The sequence below is a fragment of the Nocardia sp. NPDC050435 genome (assembly GCF_040655395.1).
Classification (GTDB): domain Bacteria; phylum Actinomycetota; class Actinomycetes; order Mycobacteriales; family Mycobacteriaceae; genus Nocardia.
This window is the reverse complement of the sequence record NZ_JBFAJW010000005.1, coordinates 637,218-657,401: the sequence shown is the minus strand read 5'-3', so window position 1 is coordinate 657,401 and position 20,184 is coordinate 637,218. Positions and strand designations below refer to the sequence as shown.

Below are 20,184 nucleotides of genomic sequence, written 5' to 3'. Positions count from 1 at the left end.
TTCACCCGGGCGCGTCACCGTAGACGGTGAGCCAGATCGCGCGGCCCAGCGCCGTGGCCAGCACCTCGTCGCCCACCGCCTGCGCGTCGGAGAAATTCACCGCGATCGCGCGCTCCACCATCGAGGTCAGCACGAGCGCTGTTGCGGCGGCGTCCAATTCGCCGCTCACCCGGCCGCGCCGCTGGTCGGCTTCGAGCCGCTCGCGCACCACGCCCATGAACAGGGCCACCCGCGCACGCCAGTACGCGCCGACATCGCGGTCGTAGGCGGCCACCTCGGTGAGCGCCAGCAGCAGGTAGCGATGCTCGCGGAAGCCCGCGATCATCGCGCGGATCGCCGCGACCACGCCGGCCCGCTCGTCGGCGTGCTCGGCGCCCCACCACAATTCGGCCGCACCGAAGAGTTCGGCGGTGGCCAGGTCGGCCATGCGGATGAGCAGCTGACTCTTGTCCGGAAAGTAGCGGTAGAAGGTCGAGCGCGCGATCCGCGCGGTGGCGGCGATGCGCTGCACCGCGATCTCGGTGAACGGAATGCCCTCGGCGAGTAGCTGTTCCAGCGCGCCGAGCACCCGCTGTTCCAGCTCCGCGCGGCGGTCGTCGCCGGGGCCGCGGGCCGTGCGCGCGGGACGCGTCAGCGAGGGCATCGGAGGTCCGGTGTCGAGACGGCCATGGGTGCCATTGTGCTCCTTTCCTTTCCGTCCGGCCGATACGGCTTCTGACCCAGACAGGTGTTGACTTTCGGCCGCGCCGCGCTCACTATCGGACACAGTGTCCGAGACATAGTGACCGAGGCGGATCATGATCGAATACGTAGCCCTCGCAGTCGATTTCGATCGCGCCCCGATGTTCGGGCACCCGGCATGACGGCCACCCAGCAGGTCGACGCGATCGTGGTCGGCGCCCGGTGCGCGGGCTCGGCCGCCGCCATCGCCCTCGCCCGGGCCGGGCGTCACGTCGTCGCCCTGGACAGCGCCCGGTTCCCCTCGGACACGCTCTCCACCCACCTGCTGTGGCCGGCGGGCGTGGCCGAACTGCATACGCTGGGCGCGGCGGACGCGATCGACGCCCTCGGCGCACCGCGGTTGACCGTGGCGCGGGCGGGCGGCTCCGGCTTCTGCGTCAGCTCTCCGTTCAGCCCGGTCGAGGGCGTCGACCACGCCCTGTGCGTGCGGCGGCCCGGCCTGGACGCCGCGCTGGTCGAGACCGCTCGCGCGGCCGGGGCCGAGGTGCGCGAGCAGGCGCGGGTCGGCGAACTGCTCTGGGCGCGCGGCCGAGTCGCCGGCGTCCGCTACACCGATCGCGCCGACGGCACGCTGGAGCTGCGCGCACCCCTGGTGATCGGCGCGGACGGCCGCCGCAGCACCGTCGCCAAGCTGGTCGGCGCGCAACAGCCCTACCTGCGCGCGCCGAGCGGGCGGGACTGCTACTTCGCCTATTGGCGCGACGCCGATCCCAGCCAGCGCCACGTCGCCGCGCAGTGGCGCGCCGGAGCCGATCTCGGCACCGCCTTTCCCTGCGACGACGGACTGCTGCTGAGCCTGGTCCAGCCGCCCGCGACCAACCCCGGGCCCGCGCAGTCCGAGGCCCGGTATGTGGCCGCGATCGAACGGCTCCCGCCGCTGGCGCGGCGGCTCGCGGGCTGCACCCGGGTGAGCCGGGTGCGCGCGGCGACCGGCATCGAGTCCTACTTCCGCCGCGCCAGCGGCCCGGGCTGGGCCCTGCCCGGCGACGCCGGGCATTTCAAGGATCCCGTGACCGCCCAGGGCATTCGCGACGCGCTCCGCTACGGCCGCCTGCTCGGCGCGGCGGTCGCGCCCGTGCTCGACGACCCCATCGCCCTGGACCGCGCACTACTGGACTGGGAGCGGCAGCGCGCGGGCGAATGCCTCGACATGTACCAGTGGACCAACCGCCTGGCCCGCGCCGAGCCGATGCGCCCACTCGAGATCGAGCTGTACCGGGCCGCCCAGCACGAGGCCGCCCTGGCCTTGGCCGCCACCGAAATATTCTCCCGCACAACGACACCCAAACAACTCCTGACCCCCGCCCGGATCACCACGCTCACCGCGCACGCGCTGCGCCGCGGCGACCGCACCGGTGTGCTGGTGAACCTGGGGCAGGAGATCCGCGACGCCGCCGCCGAATGGTTGCAGGCGCGCACCGCCGCCCAGGCGATTCCGCTCTCCCCCGCTCCCGTGCCTGCCGCCCGCTCGGCCGCGCAGGCCTGCGGTCCCGTTTCCAGGAGCTAGACATGCACGATTCCCCGCCCGCGCTCAGCCGCCGCGAGGTGCTCCGCGGCGCGCTCGTCCTCGGCGCCGCCGGCGGCCTGAGCGCCGCACCCGCCCAGGCCGCGCCCCGCCGCTCCCCCGCGTTGCACACCGCCGGGCGCTCGGTGGCGATCTTCGGCGGCGGTGTGGCCGGACTGTCCGCGGCCCACGAACTCATCGAAAGAGGTTACGCGGTCACCGTTTACGAGCCCGCACACCTCGGCGGCAAGGCGCGCAGCATGGGTGTGCCGGGCACCGGCGCGGGCGGCCGCGCCGACCTCCCGGGCGAGCACGGCTTCCGGTTCTTCCCCGGCTGCTATCAGAACATTCCCGACACCATGAGCCGGATCCCGTTCCCCGGCAACGCCAACGGCGTCGCCGGGAATCTGGTGCGGGTGGACGGCGCGGTCGCCGGATTCCGCGATCTGCCGCCGATTTTCGCGCCCGTGGAGCTGAGCGGACTGCGCCACCTCACGCCGGAGCTGTTGCAGCTCGCCCTGATCAGCGCGTTCGGCTTCGTCCCGCAGTTGCCGCCGCACGAGCTGGCGTTCTTCGCCCGGCAGATCGCGTTGTGGTTCACCTCCTCCGACGAACGCCGCTACGGGCAATGGGAATACGTGACCTGGGAGGCGATGCTGCAGGCGCGGGGCAAGTCGGCGGCCTATCGCGAATATCTGGTCAGCGCTCTGACCCGGATCACCGTCGCCGCCAAGCCGCACCTGAGTTCGGCGCGCACCATCGGCACCATCGGCGAGGCCCTGGTGCTGGCCGGATCGGGCCTGATCCCGCAGTTCAGCGGGGGCGTGGACCGGATTCTGAACGGGCCGACGAACGAGGTGTGGATCGACCCGTGGGTGGCCTACTTGCGTTCGCGCGGTGTGGTTTTCGTCCTCGGACAGCGAGCGTCGCGGCTCCGGCTGCGCGACGGCGTCATCGCGGGGGTGACGGTGACGGGGACCGGCGGCACATCGACCGTGCAGGCCGACTGGTACGTCTGCGCCATGCCGGTCGAGAAGGCCGTGCCGCTGCTCAGCGGTGACATCCTCGACGCCGACCCGCACCTGGCGGGCATGGCCGAGCTGATCACCGACTGGATGGTCGGCATCCAGTACTTCCTGCGCGAACCGACGCGGCTACCGCAGGGACACATCGCCGCGCTCGGCACGCCCTGGGCCATTACCGCCCTGCGCCAGGCGCCGATGTGGCGCGGCGATTTCGCGGCCCGCTACGGCGACGGCAGCGTCCGGGAATGCCTGTCGGTGGACGTCTCGGACTGGGATACGCCGGGCATCCTCTACGGCCGCTCCGCCAAGGACTGCTCGGCGGAGGAGATCGCCCGCGAGGTCTGGGCGCAGTTGCGCGGCTGGCTGGGCACCTCGACCGACTGGCTGCACGACGCCGACATCCACTCCTGGCACCTGGATCCCGGCATCTCCTGGTCCGGCGGCGGCATCCACAACGAGACTCCGCTGCTGGTGAACACCGTGGGGTCCTACGATCACCGCCCGCACGCGCACTGCGCGATACCGAATCTGTTCTTCGGCGGCGACCACGTCCGCTCGCACATCGACCTGGCCACGATGGAGAGCGCCAACGAGTCCGGCCGCGCCGCCACCAACGCCATCCTGGACGCGGCCGGCGATTCCGCGCCGCGGGCCACCATCGCGCCCCTGGTGTCGCTCCCGGCCTTCGAACCCCTCAAGCGCCTCGACGCCGACCGCTTCCGCCACGGGCTGCCGCACATCATGGACAGCTGATCACTTCTCGCCCAGCCGTTTGGCCAGCCGGACGTTGTCGGCGCGCAGCACCGCGTTGTCGTCCTCGAGATCGAGGATGCGGCCGATCCCGGCGATGTTGATCCCGGCGGCGGCCAGCATGGTGATGCGTTCCAGCCGGGCGAGATCGTCACCGCTGTAGCGGCGGGTGCCGCCGTCGCTGCGCGACGGCGTGAGCAGGCCGTGCCGCTCGTAGAGCCGCAGCGTCTGCACGGCGACGCCGGACAGGCCCGCGGCCACCGAGATGCCGTACACCCCGGCCGCGGGATCGGGTAGGTGGGCCTTGGCGGCTCGATCCTGGTTCATGCGGTTGCTCTCCCTCTGTGCTGCGAGGACAGATTATCTGAACTCGAGTCTTGCACTGTTGTGCGGAGATTGCTATAACAAATCTATGCCTGGAGGCACAGATAATCTCCGGCACAACCTAGAACGATGGGAGTGAAACTGAGATGGCGACCATGCTGATGCGTACCGATCCGTTCCGCGATCTGGACCGTCTCGCGCAGCAGGTCCTCGGCACCGCGGCCCGCCCCGCGGTGATGCCGATGGACGCCTGGCGCGTCGGGGACGAGTTCGTCGTCGAGTTCGATCTGCCCGGGATCGATATCGATTCCCTGGACCTCGACGTCGAACGCAACCTGCTGACGGTGCGCGCCGAGCGCCCCGCCCTGGACGCGAACCGGGAAATGATCGCCGCCGAGCGCTCGCGCGGCGTCTTCACCCGGCAATTGTTCCTCGGTGAGCACCTGGACACCGAGCAGATCCGCGCCGACTACACCGATGGCGTGCTGCGGCTGAGCATTCCGGTCGCCGAGCAGGCCAAGCCGCGCAAGATCGAGATCGCGCGCGGGAACGGGCGCCAGCGCGTCCTCGACGCCTGACCGGTAGCCGGACGTACGCTCCCCGCAGTGACTGGTCCCGCGGGTGTGTCTCGATCGTGACGATCGAGACACACCCGCGCCGGATACCTCCCGTGGTCGGGCGAAGCCGACTACGCTGACCAGCAGGTGCCGGGCGCCGGTGCCGAATTCGACAACGAAGTCGTACCGCTCGCCGAGCGGATCGCATGAGCATCGGACACCGCCGAGTACGACCCCGCCCTGCCGGGTCGTCCCCCTTCCCTACATCGGGCATCCCTTCGCTTATCGAGGTTTACCCCCGCGCGGCACGGGAATTACTGCCGCCGTTCACATCTCGTGCAGCGCGCGAGATGTGCGGGGGTGAAAGCAGTCAGCACCTGAGAGACAACTTCAGACACTCGGAGGAATCCAGATCGTGGCCAGTCTCGACAACCGCACCACTGTCCCCCGCCCGCGCGAAGATGCCGAATCCGATACCGAAACCCCGATCGTCTGGCCCGACCCGAGTCCGCTGGACTCCTGGTGGGAGCAGGTGATGGGCCCCGATGCCCGGCCCGCCCGCCGCAGCGTCGCCTGACCGAGCCGAAATCAGTGCGTAGTTTGGTGGCGGAATCGAACTCCGCAACCGTTGCTACGCACTGCATTTCGATCCCTCAGGGCAGCGGCGCCGGCGTCCGGCCGCCGGTGCGCGCCCGCAGCTCCAGCATGCGTGCGCCCACGTCCTGAAGTTGTTTGCGGCCCAGATGTTCTCGCATCCGGGGAAACAGCGTGTTCTCCTCCTCGTCCATATGCTGCTCGACGTGCTCGATGAGCACCCTGGTCTTGGCCGTGAAACGGGCGTCGCCGGGTGACATGACGGCCAGTTCGGCCATCAGTACCTCGGCGATGTGGTGCTCCTCGTAGGACTCGAGAATGGCGGCCTCCAGCCCGGGAACGAGCGCCTGCAATTCCGGATACAGGCACTCGTTCTCGAGCCAAGTGTGCACGGTCAGCAACTCGATGATCCGCGCGACCACCAGCCCGCGCGTGCGATGCGCCGCCGCGCTCGCTTCCTCGAATTCGCGGAACAGCGTCCGCACCGCCGTATGGTCCGCACGCAGCACAACGATCGCGTCGGTGGACATCGAAACTCCCTCGCGGTGAAAACAGGACTCTGCCCAGTCCTGCCCACGCAGACGCCACGAAACCGCACCGATCAGGGTTGGTCGAGCAATTCATCCCGTAGTCGCCGGCGCAGGATCTTGCCGACCGGGTTACGTGGCAGCGCCGCGACGAGCTCCAGCCGTTCCGGGAGCTTGAACGACGCGATGTCGCGGGCCCGCAGATGGTCGGTGAGCTCGCCGAGAGTGATGCTCGCGCCCGGCTTGGGCACGACTATCGCACAACATTTCTCACCGAGCACAGAATCGGGATATCCCACAATGGCGACCTCGGCGATCGCGGGGTGATCCTGGAGCAGACCCTCGATCTCGGCGGGCGCGATGTTCATGCCGCCCCGGATCACGATCTCCTTGAGCCGGTCGACGAAGCGCAGGTACCGGCCGTCCGCGCCGCAGAGTTCGAAGACGTCGCCGCTGCACAGGTAGCCCTCGGCGTCGAACGGCGTGCTCGCCGCGGTGCCGGGCAGGTAGCCGCCGAAGACCGCGGGCCCCTTCAGGCGCAGCTCACCCTGCGCGCCGATCTCGTCGACCTGGACACCGGTGCTCGGATCGACCAGCCGCACAGCGGTATTGGCAGCCAGCCGGCTCGCCCAGGTGTGTCCCGGCGCACTGTAATTGGGCAGGTGCTGGGCGCGCAGGACCGGATCGGGGATGTCGGCCGGCGCGCCCATCAGGCTCACGCCCTCGTTGGATCCGAAGAAGTTGAGCACCTCGATGCCGAATCGTTCCTGCCACTCCCGCACCACGCCCGGCGGCAGCGGCGCGCCGCCGGAACCGACTCGGCGCAGCGAGGACAGATCGGCCAGGCCGCGCAGATCCTCGCGCTGCAAGAGCATCGTGAGCAGCGCCGGCGGCATCGAGGTGTGGGTCACACCGTGCTTCTGGATCTGCCCGAGGAACACCGGCAGATCCAGCGGGTGGTGCTGCACCAGGTGCCCGCCGCCGAGCAGCCACGGCAGCAGCGAGCCCGCGAACCCCGCCATGTTGACCAGCGGAAACGGATTGAGAATGACCGACTCCGGCCCGGTCTCCAAGCCGTCCTGCGGGCCCCAGCCGATGGCCAGCCAGTCGCCGTGGCAGCGCGGCACACCCTTGGGCGCGGCCTCGGTGCCGCTGGTCCAGCAGATCGTCACCCGATCGTTGACCGTGACCCGCAGGGACGCGAGGTATTCGCGCAGCGCCGCGGGATCGGGGGCCGCGTCCGGGTGCAAGCTCGCCGCGCCGTCCCGATCGACGGTGTACACGGTGCGCAACCCCAGGCCCGAGACCTCCTCTGCCGGTGCGCGATCCGCCAACCGCGACACGGTGATCATCGCCACCGCGCCCGAGGCGGCGACGATGCCCGAGATCTCGTGTCCTCGATAGGACACGGGCATCGGCGTGGCCACCGCGCCCAAACGCCACAGCGCGAGATAGCTGGCAACGAGTGCCACCGAATTCGGCACCAGCACCGCGACCACCTCCCCCTGCCGGATCCCGGTGGCGTGCAGCGCCGCCGCGATCCGCTCCACCCGGTCGTGCAGCTGCCGCCAGGTCAGCTCCTCGGGTTGCGCGCCGGTCAGCGCCTCCAGGTTCGCCGGATCGGTGATCGCCGCCGCGTCCGGCCGGCGCCGGACCCAGTCGTCGAAGACCTCGAGCATGGTCTCCCGCTGCCACCACCCCTTGTCCAGGTATTCGCGGACGACCTGTTCGGGATGGCACGGAGTGACGCCGCGGTCGTCGGCGGCGGGGAGGAACTGATCGGACATGAGCGTGCTTTCTGGAGTGCGAGTGGTTCGGGAGTGCGGACAGGGATTCAGCGCAGGCGGCGGACGACGACGGCGGTCGCCAGCCCCAGGGCGGCGGGGATCACCAGAAGCGCGTATTCGCCGTCGGCGCGGGCCAATTCGTCGAGCGCCAGCGCCAAGAGGTTGCCGCCGGTGGCGCCGAGCGGGTGCCCGAAGGCCAGCGCGCCGCCGTTCGGGTTGACCCGCGCCGGGTCCACGCCCAGTTCGCGGGTGAGCAGCAGCGGTGTGACAGCGAAGGATTCGTTGATCTCGGCGACGTCGAGCTGGGCGGGGCCGATCCCGGCCCGGCGCAGCGCGGCCGCCGCCGCCGGAACGGTGGCGGTCAGCAGCGGTGCGCGGACCGCGGCCTGGGCGGTCGCGGCGATCACCGCGAGCGGCTCGCGGCCCAGCCGGGCGGCGGCGCGGCGACTGCCGAGCACCGCGGCGGACGCGCCGTCGGCGAGCTGCGGCGCGGTCGCGAGCGTGTGCAGGCCCGCCGCGGGGCGCGTGATCTCCGGGAGCCGACGCGCGACGCGGTCCCAGGCCGGATCGTCCGCGCCGAAAAGCGCGGGCAGACTGCCGAACGCCTCGGGGCTCGCGTCGGCGCGGGCGCCCTCGTCCGCAGTGAGCAGGATTTCCCCGCCCTTGCGCACGGGCACCAGCGAGCCGCCCGCCACGGCGGCCATCGCCCGCCGGTGCGAGCGCACCGCGTAGGCGTCGAGTTCGGCGCGGCCGAATCCGGAGACCGCGGCCGTCAGATCGGCCGACACCCCGATGGTCACGAACCCGGTGCGCTCCCCCAGATCCGGATCGAGCGCGATCGCCGGCCGATCGGCCAGCATCGGCACTCGCGACATCGATTCCACGCCACCGGCGACCACGACCTCCGCACTGCCGGAGACGATCCGTGCGGCGGCGCTGTCGAGGGCGTCCAGCCCCGAACAGCACAACCGCGACACCACCCCGCCCGGCACCGCATCCGGCCACCCCGCCCACTGCACCGCCGCCCGCGCCAGGTCCCCACCCTGCTCCCCGGTCACCGTACTGATCCCGACGATCACGTCCTCGACCAGTTCCACAGGCAGCGAACGCTTTTCGAGCGCCCGCAACAACTGACCGAACAACTCGTACGGCGGCACCCCCGCCAACGTCCCACCCGACCGCCGCACCCGCCCCCGAGGCAGGCGAACCGCGTCGTACACATAGGCACCGTTCACAACCGTCCCCCACGCTCAGCACGATGCACCGTGCACTCCGGCTCGGCCGCCTCGTCCCGATCGGCCACCAGATCTCGAGCAGCCGCTGCCCCAGGATCGATCTCGGCAAGTGGCGGACGCTCCGCCGCAGCGCGGTCGATGCGGCGACCCACATGTCCGACCGCGTCGCCGGAGTCGGCGAGCACCTGCGCGGCAGCCGTGTCCCGGCGGTCGGCGGAGAAATCCGGGCCCGTGGTCGCGACAGGCTCTGCATCGGCAGACGGGACACCAGCGACTGGGTCGGTGGAGCCGACGGCGAAGACCGCGCCCGCAGTCTCGACGGGCTCGGCACCGGCAGACCACATATCAGCGACTGCCTCAGAGGAGCCGACGGCGAAATCCGCGCCCGCAGTCCCGACGGGCTCGGCACCGGCAGACCAGACATCAGCGACTGCCTCAGAGGTGCCGACGGCGCGGCCCAGTCCGTCGGCGTTATCACTGCGGGCCGGAGTTGGGCTGGGCACAGCGGTGGGGTTGCCGCGGACGAGGGTCGCGTCAGGCGCGGCGGAGTCGCCGCGAACCACAGCCGGGCCAGGCGCGACGGAGCCGCCCCGAACCACAGCCGCGTCAGGCGCGACGGAGTCGCCGCGAACCACAGTCGCGTCAGGTGCGGCGAGGCCCTCGAGGTCGGCGATGGCACGCAGGGTGGTGCGGCCGCCGGGGTCGGTGGCGGATGTTGCCGGGACGATGACTATTTCGTCGGCACCCGCGGCTCGGTATTCGGCGAGGCGGGTCGTCAGTTCTGTTCGGTCGCCGAACATTCCGACGGCGGAGGGCAGGTCGTCGGGGACGGCGGCGAGGATTTCGCGGGGGTGCGCGCCGGAGCGGGCCAGGTCGGTGACGGATTCGAAACCGGCTTCGGCGAACATTTCCCGGTAGCCCGGGGCGGCGAGGTAGCCGACGATGCCGCGGCGGACCGTGGTGCGCAGGTCGGGGGTCGGGTCGAGGGCGGCGGTCACCCAGACGGCGATGCGCGGGGTGGGGCGGCCGGCGGAACGGGCTGCCGCGCGCAGGGTTTCGGCGCAGCGCCGGACCTGGGCGGGTGTCACCAGATTCAGGACGACGCGGTCGGCGGTGCGGGCGGCGCAGGTCAGGGCGCGGGGGCCGAAAGCGGCGACGGTCAGGCTCGCGCCGGGGGCGGGCAGGCGCAGGCGGTAGCCGCGGGTGGATTCGATCCGGCCGTCGTAGGACACTTTCTCACCCGCCAGCAGTCCGCGCAGGATCACGGCGGATTCTTCGAGATGCCGTGCGGGACTGCGCCGTCGGCGTCCGTGCCACTGCTCGACCAGCACGGTGCTGGAGGTGCCGAGGGCGACATCGACCGATCGTCCGGTCAGCGCGGCGACGCTCGCGACGCCCATCGCGAGGGTGGCGGGGGTGCGCACGTCGACGGCGAACGGCCCCAGGCACAGCGGCAGATCGCCGGTCCGCGCGCCGACAGCGGCGGCCAGGGCGAACGCGTCGAAGGTCGCCATCTCGCCGATCCACAGCTGGTGGAAGCCGAGTTCTGCGGTCGCGGCGGCTACTTCGAGCGCGTCCATCGGGTTGCGGTCCTGCCAATACGGCAGGCTGACACTCAGCGCCGGAAGCACGGCGCTCAACCGTGATTCTCGGCGGGGGCGGCGGCAGCCCGCATCCGGTCGCCGCTGACCCAGGTGGCGTGGAAGCCCAGCGGCACCCGCACCGGCAGGCCGAGGCGGCAGACGGGCCCGGTCGCGAGATCGGCGGCGTCGTAGATCCAGACCTCGGACGCGCCGGTGGTGATGTCGGTGGCGAACATGGTGAGCCAGGCGTCGTCCTCCGCCCCACCGGCCCGCGGCACCACGGTGACCTCGCTGCCCGCGATTCCGGCCCCGAATTCCACCGTCTGCTTCGCGCCGATGCGCACGTCGTATTTCACGACGGCGTCGAAGAGCATGGTGTGATCCACCGAGAGCCGCATCTGATACGACCAGCGGTTGGCGTGCCCGGTCATGCCCTGCTCGATGGCGGGGAACTCGGTGTTCACGTCGTCCATCGGCTCCTCGGCGGTCGCGCCGGTGCGCAGGTTGAACCGATAGCGGTGCAGCGTCGCCTCGGGCCGCAGGTAGGCCAGCAGCTGAGCGAGCGGGTTGGTGCGGTCGGTGACCGGGCTGGGCTTGGACACCCGGCACGCCACCAGCACGATCTCCTCGCCCTCTTCCCAGGCGTTGACGGAGTGGTAGATGTAGCCGGGCGCCGCCTCGAACCAGCGCACCGCGCTCGCGTCGCCGCGGCGGGGCAGGATCGCGAAGCGGCTGGGCAGTTCCCGGTCGAAGAACAGTTTGAAGCGGCCGGCCGCCGCGGCGCGGGGATCGTTGTAGAGCGGCAGATCCATCAGGATCGAGTAGTTCTCGGTGATCGCCATGTCGTGCGGCAGGCGCGGGCCGGGCAACTCGATTCCGGTGAAGTGGCCGACGGTGCCGTCCGGGTCGGCGACGCCGTAGCGCAGGTAGGGCGCGTGGATGCCGTAGTCGAAGAAGATCAGCTCCTCGGTGCGCTCGTCGACCTTGGCGTGCGCCGACATCTCGCAGCTGAGGGTGGACCCGAGGGTGTCGACGCCGCGGGTCTCCAGCGTGATCGGGTCCAGCGCATAGGGTTTGCCCGCGCGGTACCAGGTGGCCAGCAGATTGCCGTGATGGAAGACCACGTCGGTGTTGGCGGAGTTGCGTTCGCGGCGGTCGCCGGGCGGGTTGTCGTCCCAGGGTTCGATCACGCCGCGCCACAGCGCGGTGCCCGCCGCGCGCTCGGCCTCGAATTCGGCGGTGCGCACGAACCGGTTGCGGTAACTCGCGCGGCCGTTCTCGAAGTGCACGGCGTGCAGCATGCCGTCCCCGTCGAACCAGTGGTAGCGGCCCAGCGGCGCGAACTGCGGGTTCGGCCCGTTGCGCACGTAGACGCCGTCCAGGTCGGCGGGCACCGCCCCGTGCAGCACGGGCAGGTCGGCCACGGTGACCTCGTGCGCGGTCGGCGCGTAGGGGCCTTCCAGATACGGGTTGGCGAACGCCTCGGCGGCGGGAGCGACAAGTTCTTCGTTCAGCGACATCAACTGCTCCTAGTTAGTACAGTTAATGAAGTGATACAGGTCTCATGATGGAGCTGTCAAGGGTGCATAGGAGATCGATCGGGCCAGAGCAAGCGCCCGGCGAATCAGCCGCGCCGCTCCGGCAGCGGTTCGAAAACGACGGCGTCCCGGCTCAATCGGTCGTCACAGCCGCGGCAGCGCAGCGCCGGGCGCAGCGCCGCGCCGCACGCGCTGTGCCGGATCAGCACGCCCGGTTCTGCCCCGGGCCGCGCCGTCGCCGACCAGGCCAGTAGAAAGGCATACACCCCGAACAGCGCCCGCCCGCGCGGCGTCAGCCGATATTCGCGCCCACCAGCGGATTTCCGCAGGATTCCGGCCGCGCACAGGCGGGCCAGCCGATCGGTCAGGGTGGTCGGCGAGATATCCAGATTCGCCCGGAAATCGCTGAAGCGGCGGATGCCCGCCAGCGCCAGACCGGTCACCGCCGCGCTCCAGCGGTCGCCGATCGCGACCATCACCTCCGCGAACAGCTCCCGATCCGAGGGCGCCGCCGCGCTGGAGCGCCGCCGGCCGCTCGCGCCCAGCGCCCACACCACATCGGGCCGCAGTTCGACCGCGGTCTCGTGCGGGGTGACGGTGACCCCGCAGCCCCGGCACAGGACCACGGCCGGACCACGATGCCCGCACGCGCCGTGCACCAGCTCCGGTTGCCGCGCACCCGTCGGCGACCACTCACGGTGCCAGCCCCACAGGCACACCAGGATCTCCCAGGTCGCCGAACCCAGGTCGGTGAGCAGGTATTCGGATCGATCCGCCGCGTTCGGCTGCGGCACCCGCCGCAGCAGTCCGGCCTCGACCAGGTCGTTGAGCCGGGAGGTCAGCATCGCGGGCGGGGCGCCGGTGCGCTCGATCCACTGGTTGAACCGGCGCGCGTCGTAGAGGAACGCGTCGCGCAGGATCGCCAGCGTGAGCCGATCGCCGAGCAGGTCGAAGGTGGCGGCGACGGGGTCGAGAGCAGCGGACACCTCCGGTAGCGACATCGCACCTCCTCCTTCGAACCCGTGCCCGCTCGCAGTCAATCACAGGCAAGCGGCGCGGCCGGTGCGCAGGTCTTGCGCTCGATGCCGGAACAATGTACTTCATTAACTGTAGTAAAAAGACTGACAGAAGGCGGTAGCCGGATGAGTTCGGTATGGATCGCGGGCGGATACCAGTCCGATTTCGCCCGCAACATCAGCAAAGAGGGCGGCGACACCGCGACGCTCATGGCCGAGACGCTCGAGCACACCTTCGCCGCCACCGGCATCGCCCCGGACCGGATCCAGGTCATCCACGTGGGCAACGCCTTCGGCCAGCTCTTCACCGGGCAGGGCCAGCTCGGCGGTCTCCCGGCCACGGTGTGCGCGGAACTGTGGGGCGTGCCCGCCACCCGGCACGAGGGCGCGTGCGCGTCCGGCTCCCTGGCGCTGCTGGCCGCCATGGCCGATCTCGAATCCGGCCGCTACGACTGCGCGCTGGTGGTCGGCATCGAGTTGGAGAAGACCGTCCCCGGCGATGTCGGCGCGCGGCACATGGGCGCGGCGGCCTGGGCCGGGCACGAGGGCCAGACGGCGAAGTTCATGTGGCCCTTCATGTTCGGTGAGATCGCCGAGGCGTATCACCGCCGCTACGGCCTGGATCCCGCCATGCTCTGGGCCATCGCCGAACTCAACGCCCGCAACGCTCGCACCAACCCCAACGCGCAGACCCGCGAATGGGCCTACGGCCCCGCGAGTTTCACCGCGGACCCGATCGCCAACCCGGTCGTCGAGGGCCGCATGCACAAGGTCGACTGCGGCCCGATGACCGACGGCGCGGCCGCGGTGGTGCTCGTCGGGCAGCGGTTCCTGGACCGCAACCCGCTACCCGGGCCGCTGTCCCGGATCACCGGCTGGGGTCATCGCACGGTCGGACTTCCGTTGTCGGCCAAGCTGTCCCGCAGCACGGAGTATCTGCTCCCGCACGTGCGCGCCACGATCGAGGACGCGTTCGGCCGGGCCGGCCTCGCCGGCGTCGACGACCTCGATCTCATCGAAACCCACGACTGCTTCACCATCAGCGAGTACCTCGCCATCGACCACTTCGGCATCACCGCGCCCGGCCGGAGCTGGGAGGCCATCGACGGCGGCGACCTGGAAATCGGCGGGCGCATCCCGATGAACCCCAGCGGCGGCCTGCTCGGCGGCGGTCACCCCGTCGGCGCGACCGGGGTGCGCATGCTGCTCGACGGCCACAAGCAGGTCACCGGCCAGGCCGCCAACCAGGTCGCCGGTGCGCGGCGGGCCGCCACCCTCAACTTCGGCGGCAGCACCACCACGACGGCGGCCTTCGTGGTCGAGCCGGACCCTCAGAGGTGATAGCGGACGGTCGGGCTCCACAGGATGTAGCTGTCGATGCCGGCGGCGGCGGTGGCGTCGATCTGCGCCTGCACCTCGGCCGGGCCGTAGTTCACGCCGAGGCTGAAATCCTGTAGCCACGGAATGACTTCCGCGCCTGTGCCCGCGGTGAGCCGCACGAAGTCGCCCAGCGAGGCGAAGATGATGTCGTAGGGTTGCGCGTTCGGGTTCGCCACGCCGTATTCACCGGCGTTCCAGTGCGAGGGGTACAGCATCGGCGCGACGTAGTCGACGTACTTCGCGATCATCGGGATGTCCTGCGCGATTTGATCCGGTCGGGTGGAGGCGATGCCGAACACGGCCGCGCCGAGCACCGCGCCCGCCTCGTGCAGCGGATCCCGGCTCTCGCGCAGGAACTCGGCGATCGAGGTGCTCGGGTCGGTCGCGATGCCCGGGAAGCGCATCTGGCTCAGCGGCCCGTCCGGCCGCCGCACGTAGTCGTACATCACGTCGTCGAAGCCCAGCTTCGCCGCCTCGGCCGCGAGATCGATGTTGTATCTGCGGATTTCGGGATGGGCGAAGTTGGTGAACGCGACCGGCCCGTAATGACTGGAGTACGGCTGCCCACCGGCGTTCTGCACCACCCAGTCCTGACGGCCGCTGTTCCAGGCCCACTCGGCGACCGTCGGGTCCCGGAAGGCCACGATCCGCCCGACCACCCGCAGGCCCATGTCGTGCAGTTGCCGCAGCGCGGCGGGCGCGTCGTAAATGGCGGTGGCGGCACCGGATTCGCGCGCCAGCGGGACCTGCGAGTCGTAGCCGACGACGCCGTCCTCGTCCTTGATGTCGAGCTGCACGGTGTCGATGCGGCCCGTGCGCGCCAGCTCCAGCACGCTCTCCCGCAGGCCGTCGTGCGACCACGCGTGCGCGGTGACGTGCACCGCGCGGGTGCGCGGAATGTCCACGCCCGCCTGCACCGGCACCGTCGTGACATTGCCCGCCGCGTCGACGGCCTTCAGCTCCAGGCCCGCGGGCGAATTCGGCAGCGAGACCTCGAACGCGCCGTCGGCGCCCGGGGTGATCGCCCGGGTACCGAGGGTGAGCTGCTGCGCGCCCTGCACGCTGCCGCGCAGCACGAAGGGCTGCCGGTAGGAGGTCGGCGCCGGCTGGGCGTCGACCAGCAGCACCGGCGCGGTGGTGTCGACGGTGAAGGCGCGGGAGGTCCGCGGGCCGTCGCGCAGGAGATCGCCGGGCACGGTGGCGGTCAGCCGGTGCTCACCGTCGGTGAGCGGGCCGGGCCGGGCCAGCACCGCATCGCCCTCGACCGAGACCGCCACCGGCTCCCCGTCGAGTTCCACCCGCACCGCGTGCGGATCCACGCCGCGCGCGTCGACGCGAATCACCAGGTCTGCCAGCGCTTGCGCGGTGAGCGGCCGGTCCGGCAATCCGGCCACGGGCAGCTCGCCGGGGTCACCGCGCCAGGCTCCCACCGCGACCGCACCCACACCGACCGCCACCACTACCGCGACCGCGATCAGCACTGTCCGCTGACGACCGGACCGCGGAACCCGTTTCAGCAACGCGCACACCAACTTTCGTTTCAGGGGACTCTACTATCGCCGCCCCGGCGCGACCGCCGCCGGTTTTCCCCGATCTTGGGCAGCACATCGTTATGCGTCGATTGCGAATTGGTCGCGGCTCGGCCGAGCGGACACCGGGCCGGACGAATCGCCCGTACCGTAGGCCGGTGGTGAGTGGGATGGTGCGAAGTGTGCTGGCGGCCTTGATTTTCGCGACGGCGGGGTGCGCGGGAACGCAGCCGCAGGCCGCACCGCCACCAGCACCGCCACCGGCCCCGGCCGCTCCGCCCACGGTGCCGCCCGCGCAGGTGCGGGCCGACGAGCTCGGGCTGGTCCCGGTGCTGATGTATCACCAGCTGCTGCCCGCGCCGAGCGGCGAATACGACCAGACCCCCGCCGAATTCCGGGACGAGCTCGAGCGCCTGTACCGGGAGGGCTACCGCCCGGTGACGGCGGCCGAGTACATCTCGGGCGAGATCGACATCCCCGCGGGCACCCACCCGGTGGTGCTCACGTTCGACGATTCGACCCTGAGCCAGTTCACCTTCGGGCCCGACGGCGAGCCCGCCGCCGACTGCGCGGCCGGCATCCTCGAGGAATTCCGCGCCCGCTACCCCGATTTCCGCCCGCGCGCGACGTTCTACGTGAACAACGAGCCCTTCGGCGCGGATCCGCGCGCGCTGTCGTGGCTGGCCGAACACGGCCACGAGATCGGCTCGCACACCGCCAGTCACGCCAACCTGGCCCGGCTCGACGACGCGGGGGTGCAGCGCGAGTTCGCCGAGAATGTCCGCGCGATCGAGGCGGCCGTGCCCGGGAAACCGGTGCGCACCATGGCGTTACCGCTCGGCATCGCGCCCGGCGAGCGTGCACTCGCGGTGGCGGGGTCCTGGGCGGGGACCGCCTATCGTTTCGACGCGGTCATGCTCGTCGGCGCGGAGCCCGCACCCTCGCCGTACGGGCCCGTCGATCCCACGGGCGTGCCCCGGATCCGCTCCGGCAAGGGCGCGGTGCCGTTCGACTCGGCCTACTGGCTGGACTGGCTCGCCGCCAATCCCGAGCGGCGCTACACCTCCGACGGCGACGCCGCCAAGATCAGTTACCCCGCCGCCGACTCGGCCGCGCTCGCCGCGAACTGGGCGCCGCGCGGCAATCCCTACTGAGTCAGGACACGAGCTCCGCGCTGTCGACGAGGTAGCCGTCGCCGGTCGAAACGAGCTGTGCCACCCGGGTTTCGGTCGCGACCGTGCCGTTGTCGTAGCGCAGGGTCAGCCGGTAGGTCACGCTGAGCCGATCGGTGTTCAGGACCACCACGCCGGTCGAGGCGACGGTGTTCCAGAAGTCCCGGTAGTTCGAGTAGCTACCGATGAAGTTCTGATATCGCGGGGTCAGGCGAGCCCAGGCGGCGGCGACCTCGGACGGGAGCAGGGCGTAGTGCTCCTGCACGAAGGCCGCCGCACCGTCGGCGGGCGCGGGCGGCGGCGGTGGCGGGGCTGTGGTCGTCGTCAGGGCGACCGTCGTGGTGAGTCGCGTCGCCGAGGTGGTGGTTCCGGCCGGGGGTGGCAACTGGACGCCGGTCGTCGTCTCGGGCCCGCCGCCGTCCGGCCAGCGACTCACCACGACCGCGGTGACGCCCAGCACCGCCAGCACCACCGCCACGGCCACGAGAACCGCGATCCGGCGCGGACTGCTCGTGGCCTCCGGTGACGGAGCGCGGTTCACCGCGGTCGGTTCGAACCGCGCCGGAGCGAAGACTGTCGCCGGCGCGGCTACCGGTGCGGCGAGGGCCGCTCGGGCGGCGGCGGCCAGTTCCCCGGCGGTGGGATATCGCCGCGCCGGATCCTTGGCCATGCCGCGCTCGATCACCGCGTCGAAAGCGGCGGAGACGTTGCCGCCGGAGGGGCGCGGCGGCGGCTCGGTCAGGTGCGCCGCGATCTGCCGCTCCGCGCTCTCCCCCGGGAACGGCTTCGCGCCGGTGAGGCATTCGTAGAGCACGCACGCCAGGGCATAAACGTCGGCGCGGCCGTCGTAGCTGGTCTGGCTGAGCCGCTCCGGCGCCATGTAGGCGAAGGTGCCGATGGTCGCGCCGGTCGTGGTGAGGCTGGTCTCGCCGGTGCCCGCCGCGATCCCGAAATCGATGAGGTAGGCGAAATCCGCCGCGGTGACAAGCACATTGGACGGTTTCACGTCCCGGTGCACCAGGCCCGCCTGGTGCGCCGCGTCCAGGGCGGCGGCCACCTGCTCGAGATAGGACACCGCCTTCGCCGGCGGCAGCGCACCGCCGAGCGCGAGCAGCGAACTCAGATCGGTGCCCTCGACCAGGCGCATATCCAGATAGAGGCGGCCCTCGATCTCGCCGTAGTCGTGGATCGGGATGACGTGCGGCTCGCTCAGCCGCGCCGCCGCCTGCGCTTCCCGCCGGAACCGCTCCCGGTACACCTTGTCGTGGGCGAACTGCGGCGGCAGCACCTTGAGCGCGACCACCCGGTCGGTCCCGGTGTCGAAGGCCCGGTACACCTCCCCCATGCCGCCCGCGCCCAGCAGATCGACCAGGCGGTAGCGCCCGAACGGTGTTCCATCCACCCTGTACGCCTACCACACCGGCGCGCCCGCGGCCGAGCGCGCGGCGGAATTCGGCGGACGGCTGTGACCGGCGTCTTTCCGGCTATCCGGTTTACCCGGCGCTCCTGCGGGCAGTCGAACAGGAGAACGCGGGAGAAGGGACCTCCGATGCTCCGATACCCAGCGGCTGTGGTGGAGAACGTCTTCGGAGTCGTGGCACGACTGCGCGGCGCCCGGGTGTTTCACCCCGACGGCCTCTACCTGACCGGCAGACTGCGGGCCGATAGCGAATTCGAGCACCTCTTCGGCGCCGGCGATCAGCCCGTGACCGCCCGGCTGTCCAAGGGAACAGCGATGCCCGCGGGTCTGCCCGACGTGCTGGGCCTGGCCTTCCGAGTGCCGACCCGGGACAACCGCCCCTGGGATTTCGCCCTCGCCACCACCGGCACCGGCGCCCTGAGCCGCTTCCTGGTGACACCGGCCCGCGGCTGGCGGACCGCCCGCTTCGGCAGCCTGCTGCCGTACCGGTTCGACAGCTCCGACCCCACCTGGATCTTCGCCGAACCCGATCACGCGCAACCGGATACGGCCTCGCTGACGGCCCTGGACGGCCACGTCGAGGACAACCTGCTGACCTTCCTGCTCACCGCCAGCAGCTATGCCAAGCCGCACCGCAAATTCGCCGAACTGACCCTGTGCCAGGACGAAGCGGTCGAGCACCCCGTGGACTACTTCGACCCGGTCCTGCACTGCCCGCCGGGTGTCCGCATGGTCCCCGGCGCGGTGAACACCCTGCGGGAACTGGCCTACACCGGCAGCCGCCGCGGCCGGCACCAGATCCCCTGACCACCGCGAACCCGGCGACGTCGATCCCGCGTTTCGGCAGCGAATAGCTATACGATTGCCGATGGCAGGGAGCGGGGTGGCGCGGTACCGGTCGGCGCGCTCCGCGGGCGGATGCGCGGAAGGCGGCACGGATGGATGTTCGCGGACGTGGGAGCGGGCTCGCGGTGCTGGCGCTGGTCCTCGCGGCGGTCACGGTGAGCGGATGCTCGAGCGCGAGAGTGCAGGTCGGACGGGCACATTTCGCCCAGCACAAATCGCTGGCCGTGGCCGAGCTGTGGGATCCCTGCGTCGGCATCCCGGAGAACATCCTGCACGATTCCGGCTTCGATCCGGACACCAAACTCAATCAGGCCGAGCACGCGGAGGGCAAGGGCGACAAGGGTTGCCGGTGGCGCGGCGGCCCCGGCGAACTGAACGCGTTCTCGCACACCCTGCCGCTGAGCCAGCTCTCCGCCGACTACCTGCCCGACCCCCGCGCGGTCACCATCGACGACCGCTTCGCCACCGAAACCCGTGACCCCGTCCACAACACCTGCGGCGTCGGCTTCGACACCGCCGAGGGCACGGTCTTCCTCCAGCTCACCGCCCGCGCCCCGCACACCGTCGAGGACTCCTGCGCCGAAGTCGCCGACCTCACCCGCAAGCTGCGGATCCACCTACCCGGAGACTGACCGCCGGCGACGAATTCCGGCGGG

At 71.1% G+C, this 20,184-nt stretch carries 18 protein-coding genes; 8 read left to right on the top strand and 10 right to left on the bottom strand.

Going from position 1 to position 20,184, the window contains the following annotated elements; genetic code table 11:
* Position 1 precedes the first annotated feature (1 nt).
* Entirely contained in the window at positions 2 to 643 is a 642-nt protein-coding gene (locus tag AB0I43_RS19095; RefSeq protein WP_356979686.1) for a TetR/AcrR family transcriptional regulator, read from the bottom strand.
* A gap of 216 nt (positions 644 to 859) precedes the next feature.
* Between AB0I43_RS19095 and AB0I43_RS19090 the strand changes: the two genes are divergently transcribed.
* Together AB0I43_RS19090 and AB0I43_RS19085 are read left to right on the top strand one after the other, a co-directional pair.
* Positions 860 to 2,248: an FAD-dependent monooxygenase gene (locus AB0I43_RS19090; RefSeq protein WP_356979688.1), complete on the top strand. Its 1,389-nt coding sequence runs from the start codon at positions 860 to 862 to the stop codon at positions 2,246 to 2,248.
* A 2-nt stretch (positions 2,249 to 2,250) separates the two neighbouring features.
* Positions 2,251 to 4,023: an FAD-dependent oxidoreductase gene (locus AB0I43_RS19085; RefSeq protein WP_356979690.1), complete on the top strand. Its 1,773-nt coding sequence runs from the start codon at positions 2,251 to 2,253 to the stop codon at positions 4,021 to 4,023.
* On the opposite strand, the gene AB0I43_RS19080 is transcribed toward AB0I43_RS19085, so the two are convergent.
* Positions 4,024 to 4,347: a MerR family transcriptional regulator gene (locus AB0I43_RS19080; RefSeq protein WP_356979692.1), complete on the bottom strand. Its 324-nt coding sequence runs from the start codon at positions 4,345 to 4,347 to the stop codon at positions 4,024 to 4,026. It abuts the gene before it with no gap.
* A 152-nt stretch (positions 4,348 to 4,499) separates the two neighbouring features.
* Here AB0I43_RS19080 and AB0I43_RS19075 point away from each other — a divergent pair, with 152 nt between their 5' ends.
* Both AB0I43_RS19075 and AB0I43_RS19070 read left to right on the top strand, forming a co-directional pair.
* Positions 4,500 to 4,922, top strand: coding sequence for an Hsp20 family protein (locus AB0I43_RS19075; RefSeq protein ID WP_356979694.1), 423 nt, complete (start codon positions 4,500 to 4,502; stop codon positions 4,920 to 4,922).
* A gap of 394 nt (positions 4,923 to 5,316) precedes the next feature.
* Positions 5,317 to 5,478, top strand: a complete 162-nt coding sequence (locus tag AB0I43_RS19070; RefSeq protein ID WP_356979696.1) for a hypothetical protein — start codon at positions 5,317 to 5,319, stop codon at positions 5,476 to 5,478.
* 76 nt (positions 5,479 to 5,554) lie between these two features.
* On the opposite strand, the gene AB0I43_RS19065 is transcribed toward AB0I43_RS19070, so the two are convergent.
* From AB0I43_RS19065 to AB0I43_RS19040, 6 genes are all read right to left on the bottom strand, one after another.
* Positions 5,555 to 6,025 carry a hemerythrin domain-containing protein gene (locus tag AB0I43_RS19065; RefSeq protein WP_356979698.1) on the bottom strand — a complete coding sequence of 157 codons (471 nt, stop codon included), beginning with the start codon at positions 6,023 to 6,025 and terminating at the stop codon, positions 5,555 to 5,557.
* A gap of 71 nt (positions 6,026 to 6,096) precedes the next feature.
* Entirely contained in the window at positions 6,097 to 7,809 is a 1,713-nt protein-coding gene (locus tag AB0I43_RS19060) for a class I adenylate-forming enzyme family protein (protein ID WP_356979700.1), read from the bottom strand.
* 47 nt (positions 7,810 to 7,856) lie between these two features.
* On the bottom strand, positions 7,857 to 9,029 hold the full coding sequence (locus tag AB0I43_RS19055) for an acetyl-CoA C-acyltransferase (RefSeq protein ID WP_357432467.1): 1,173 nt from the start codon (positions 9,027 to 9,029) through the stop codon (positions 7,857 to 7,859).
* An 11-nt stretch (positions 9,030 to 9,040) separates the two neighbouring features.
* Complete coding sequence (locus AB0I43_RS19050) at positions 9,041 to 10,675, bottom strand: LLM class F420-dependent oxidoreductase (RefSeq protein ID WP_356979843.1); 1,635 nt, start codon at positions 10,673 to 10,675, stop codon at positions 9,041 to 9,043.
* A 5-nt stretch (positions 10,676 to 10,680) separates the two neighbouring features.
* Positions 10,681 to 12,147, bottom strand: a complete 1,467-nt coding sequence (locus tag AB0I43_RS19045) for a carotenoid oxygenase family protein (RefSeq protein WP_356979704.1) — start codon at positions 12,145 to 12,147, stop codon at positions 10,681 to 10,683.
* Between the two features lie 104 nt (positions 12,148 to 12,251).
* Positions 12,252 to 13,166 (bottom strand): helix-turn-helix domain-containing protein, encoded by a 915-nt coding sequence (locus tag AB0I43_RS19040; protein ID WP_356979706.1) that lies wholly within the window; start codon positions 13,164 to 13,166, stop codon positions 12,252 to 12,254.
* Between the two features lie 141 nt (positions 13,167 to 13,307).
* On the opposite strand from AB0I43_RS19040, the gene AB0I43_RS19035 reads away from it, so the two are divergent.
* Positions 13,308 to 14,522 (top strand): acetyl-CoA acetyltransferase, encoded by a 1,215-nt coding sequence (locus AB0I43_RS19035; protein ID WP_356979708.1) that lies wholly within the window; start codon positions 13,308 to 13,310, stop codon positions 14,520 to 14,522.
* On the opposite strand, the gene AB0I43_RS19030 is transcribed toward AB0I43_RS19035, so the two are convergent.
* Positions 14,513 to 16,081, bottom strand: coding sequence for a putative glycoside hydrolase (locus tag AB0I43_RS19030; protein ID WP_356979710.1), 1,569 nt, complete (start codon positions 16,079 to 16,081; stop codon positions 14,513 to 14,515). The two genes, AB0I43_RS19035 and AB0I43_RS19030, sit on opposite strands and share 10 nt — an antisense overlap.
* A 179-nt stretch (positions 16,082 to 16,260) precedes the next feature.
* Here AB0I43_RS19030 and AB0I43_RS19025 point away from each other — a divergent pair, with 179 nt between their 5' ends.
* On the top strand, positions 16,261 to 17,244 hold the full coding sequence (locus AB0I43_RS19025; RefSeq protein ID WP_356979712.1) for a polysaccharide deacetylase family protein: 984 nt from the start codon (positions 16,261 to 16,263) through the stop codon (positions 17,242 to 17,244).
* A 1-nt stretch (position 17,245) separates the two neighbouring features.
* Here AB0I43_RS19025 and AB0I43_RS19020 read toward each other — a convergent pair whose 3' ends face one another.
* Entirely contained in the window at positions 17,246 to 18,664 is a 1,419-nt protein-coding gene (locus tag AB0I43_RS19020) for a serine/threonine-protein kinase (RefSeq protein ID WP_356979714.1), read from the bottom strand.
* A gap of 147 nt (positions 18,665 to 18,811) precedes the next feature.
* Between AB0I43_RS19020 and AB0I43_RS19015 the strand changes: the two genes are divergently transcribed.
* Positions 18,812 to 19,489, top strand: a complete 678-nt coding sequence (locus AB0I43_RS19015) for a phosphodiesterase (protein WP_356979716.1) — start codon at positions 18,812 to 18,814, stop codon at positions 19,487 to 19,489.
* A gap of 131 nt (positions 19,490 to 19,620) precedes the next feature.
* A complete protein-coding gene (locus tag AB0I43_RS19010) occupies positions 19,621 to 20,160 on the top strand; it encodes a DUF3558 family protein (RefSeq protein WP_356979718.1) in 540 nt (179 codons plus the stop codon).
* Positions 20,161 to 20,184 lie beyond the last annotated feature (24 nt).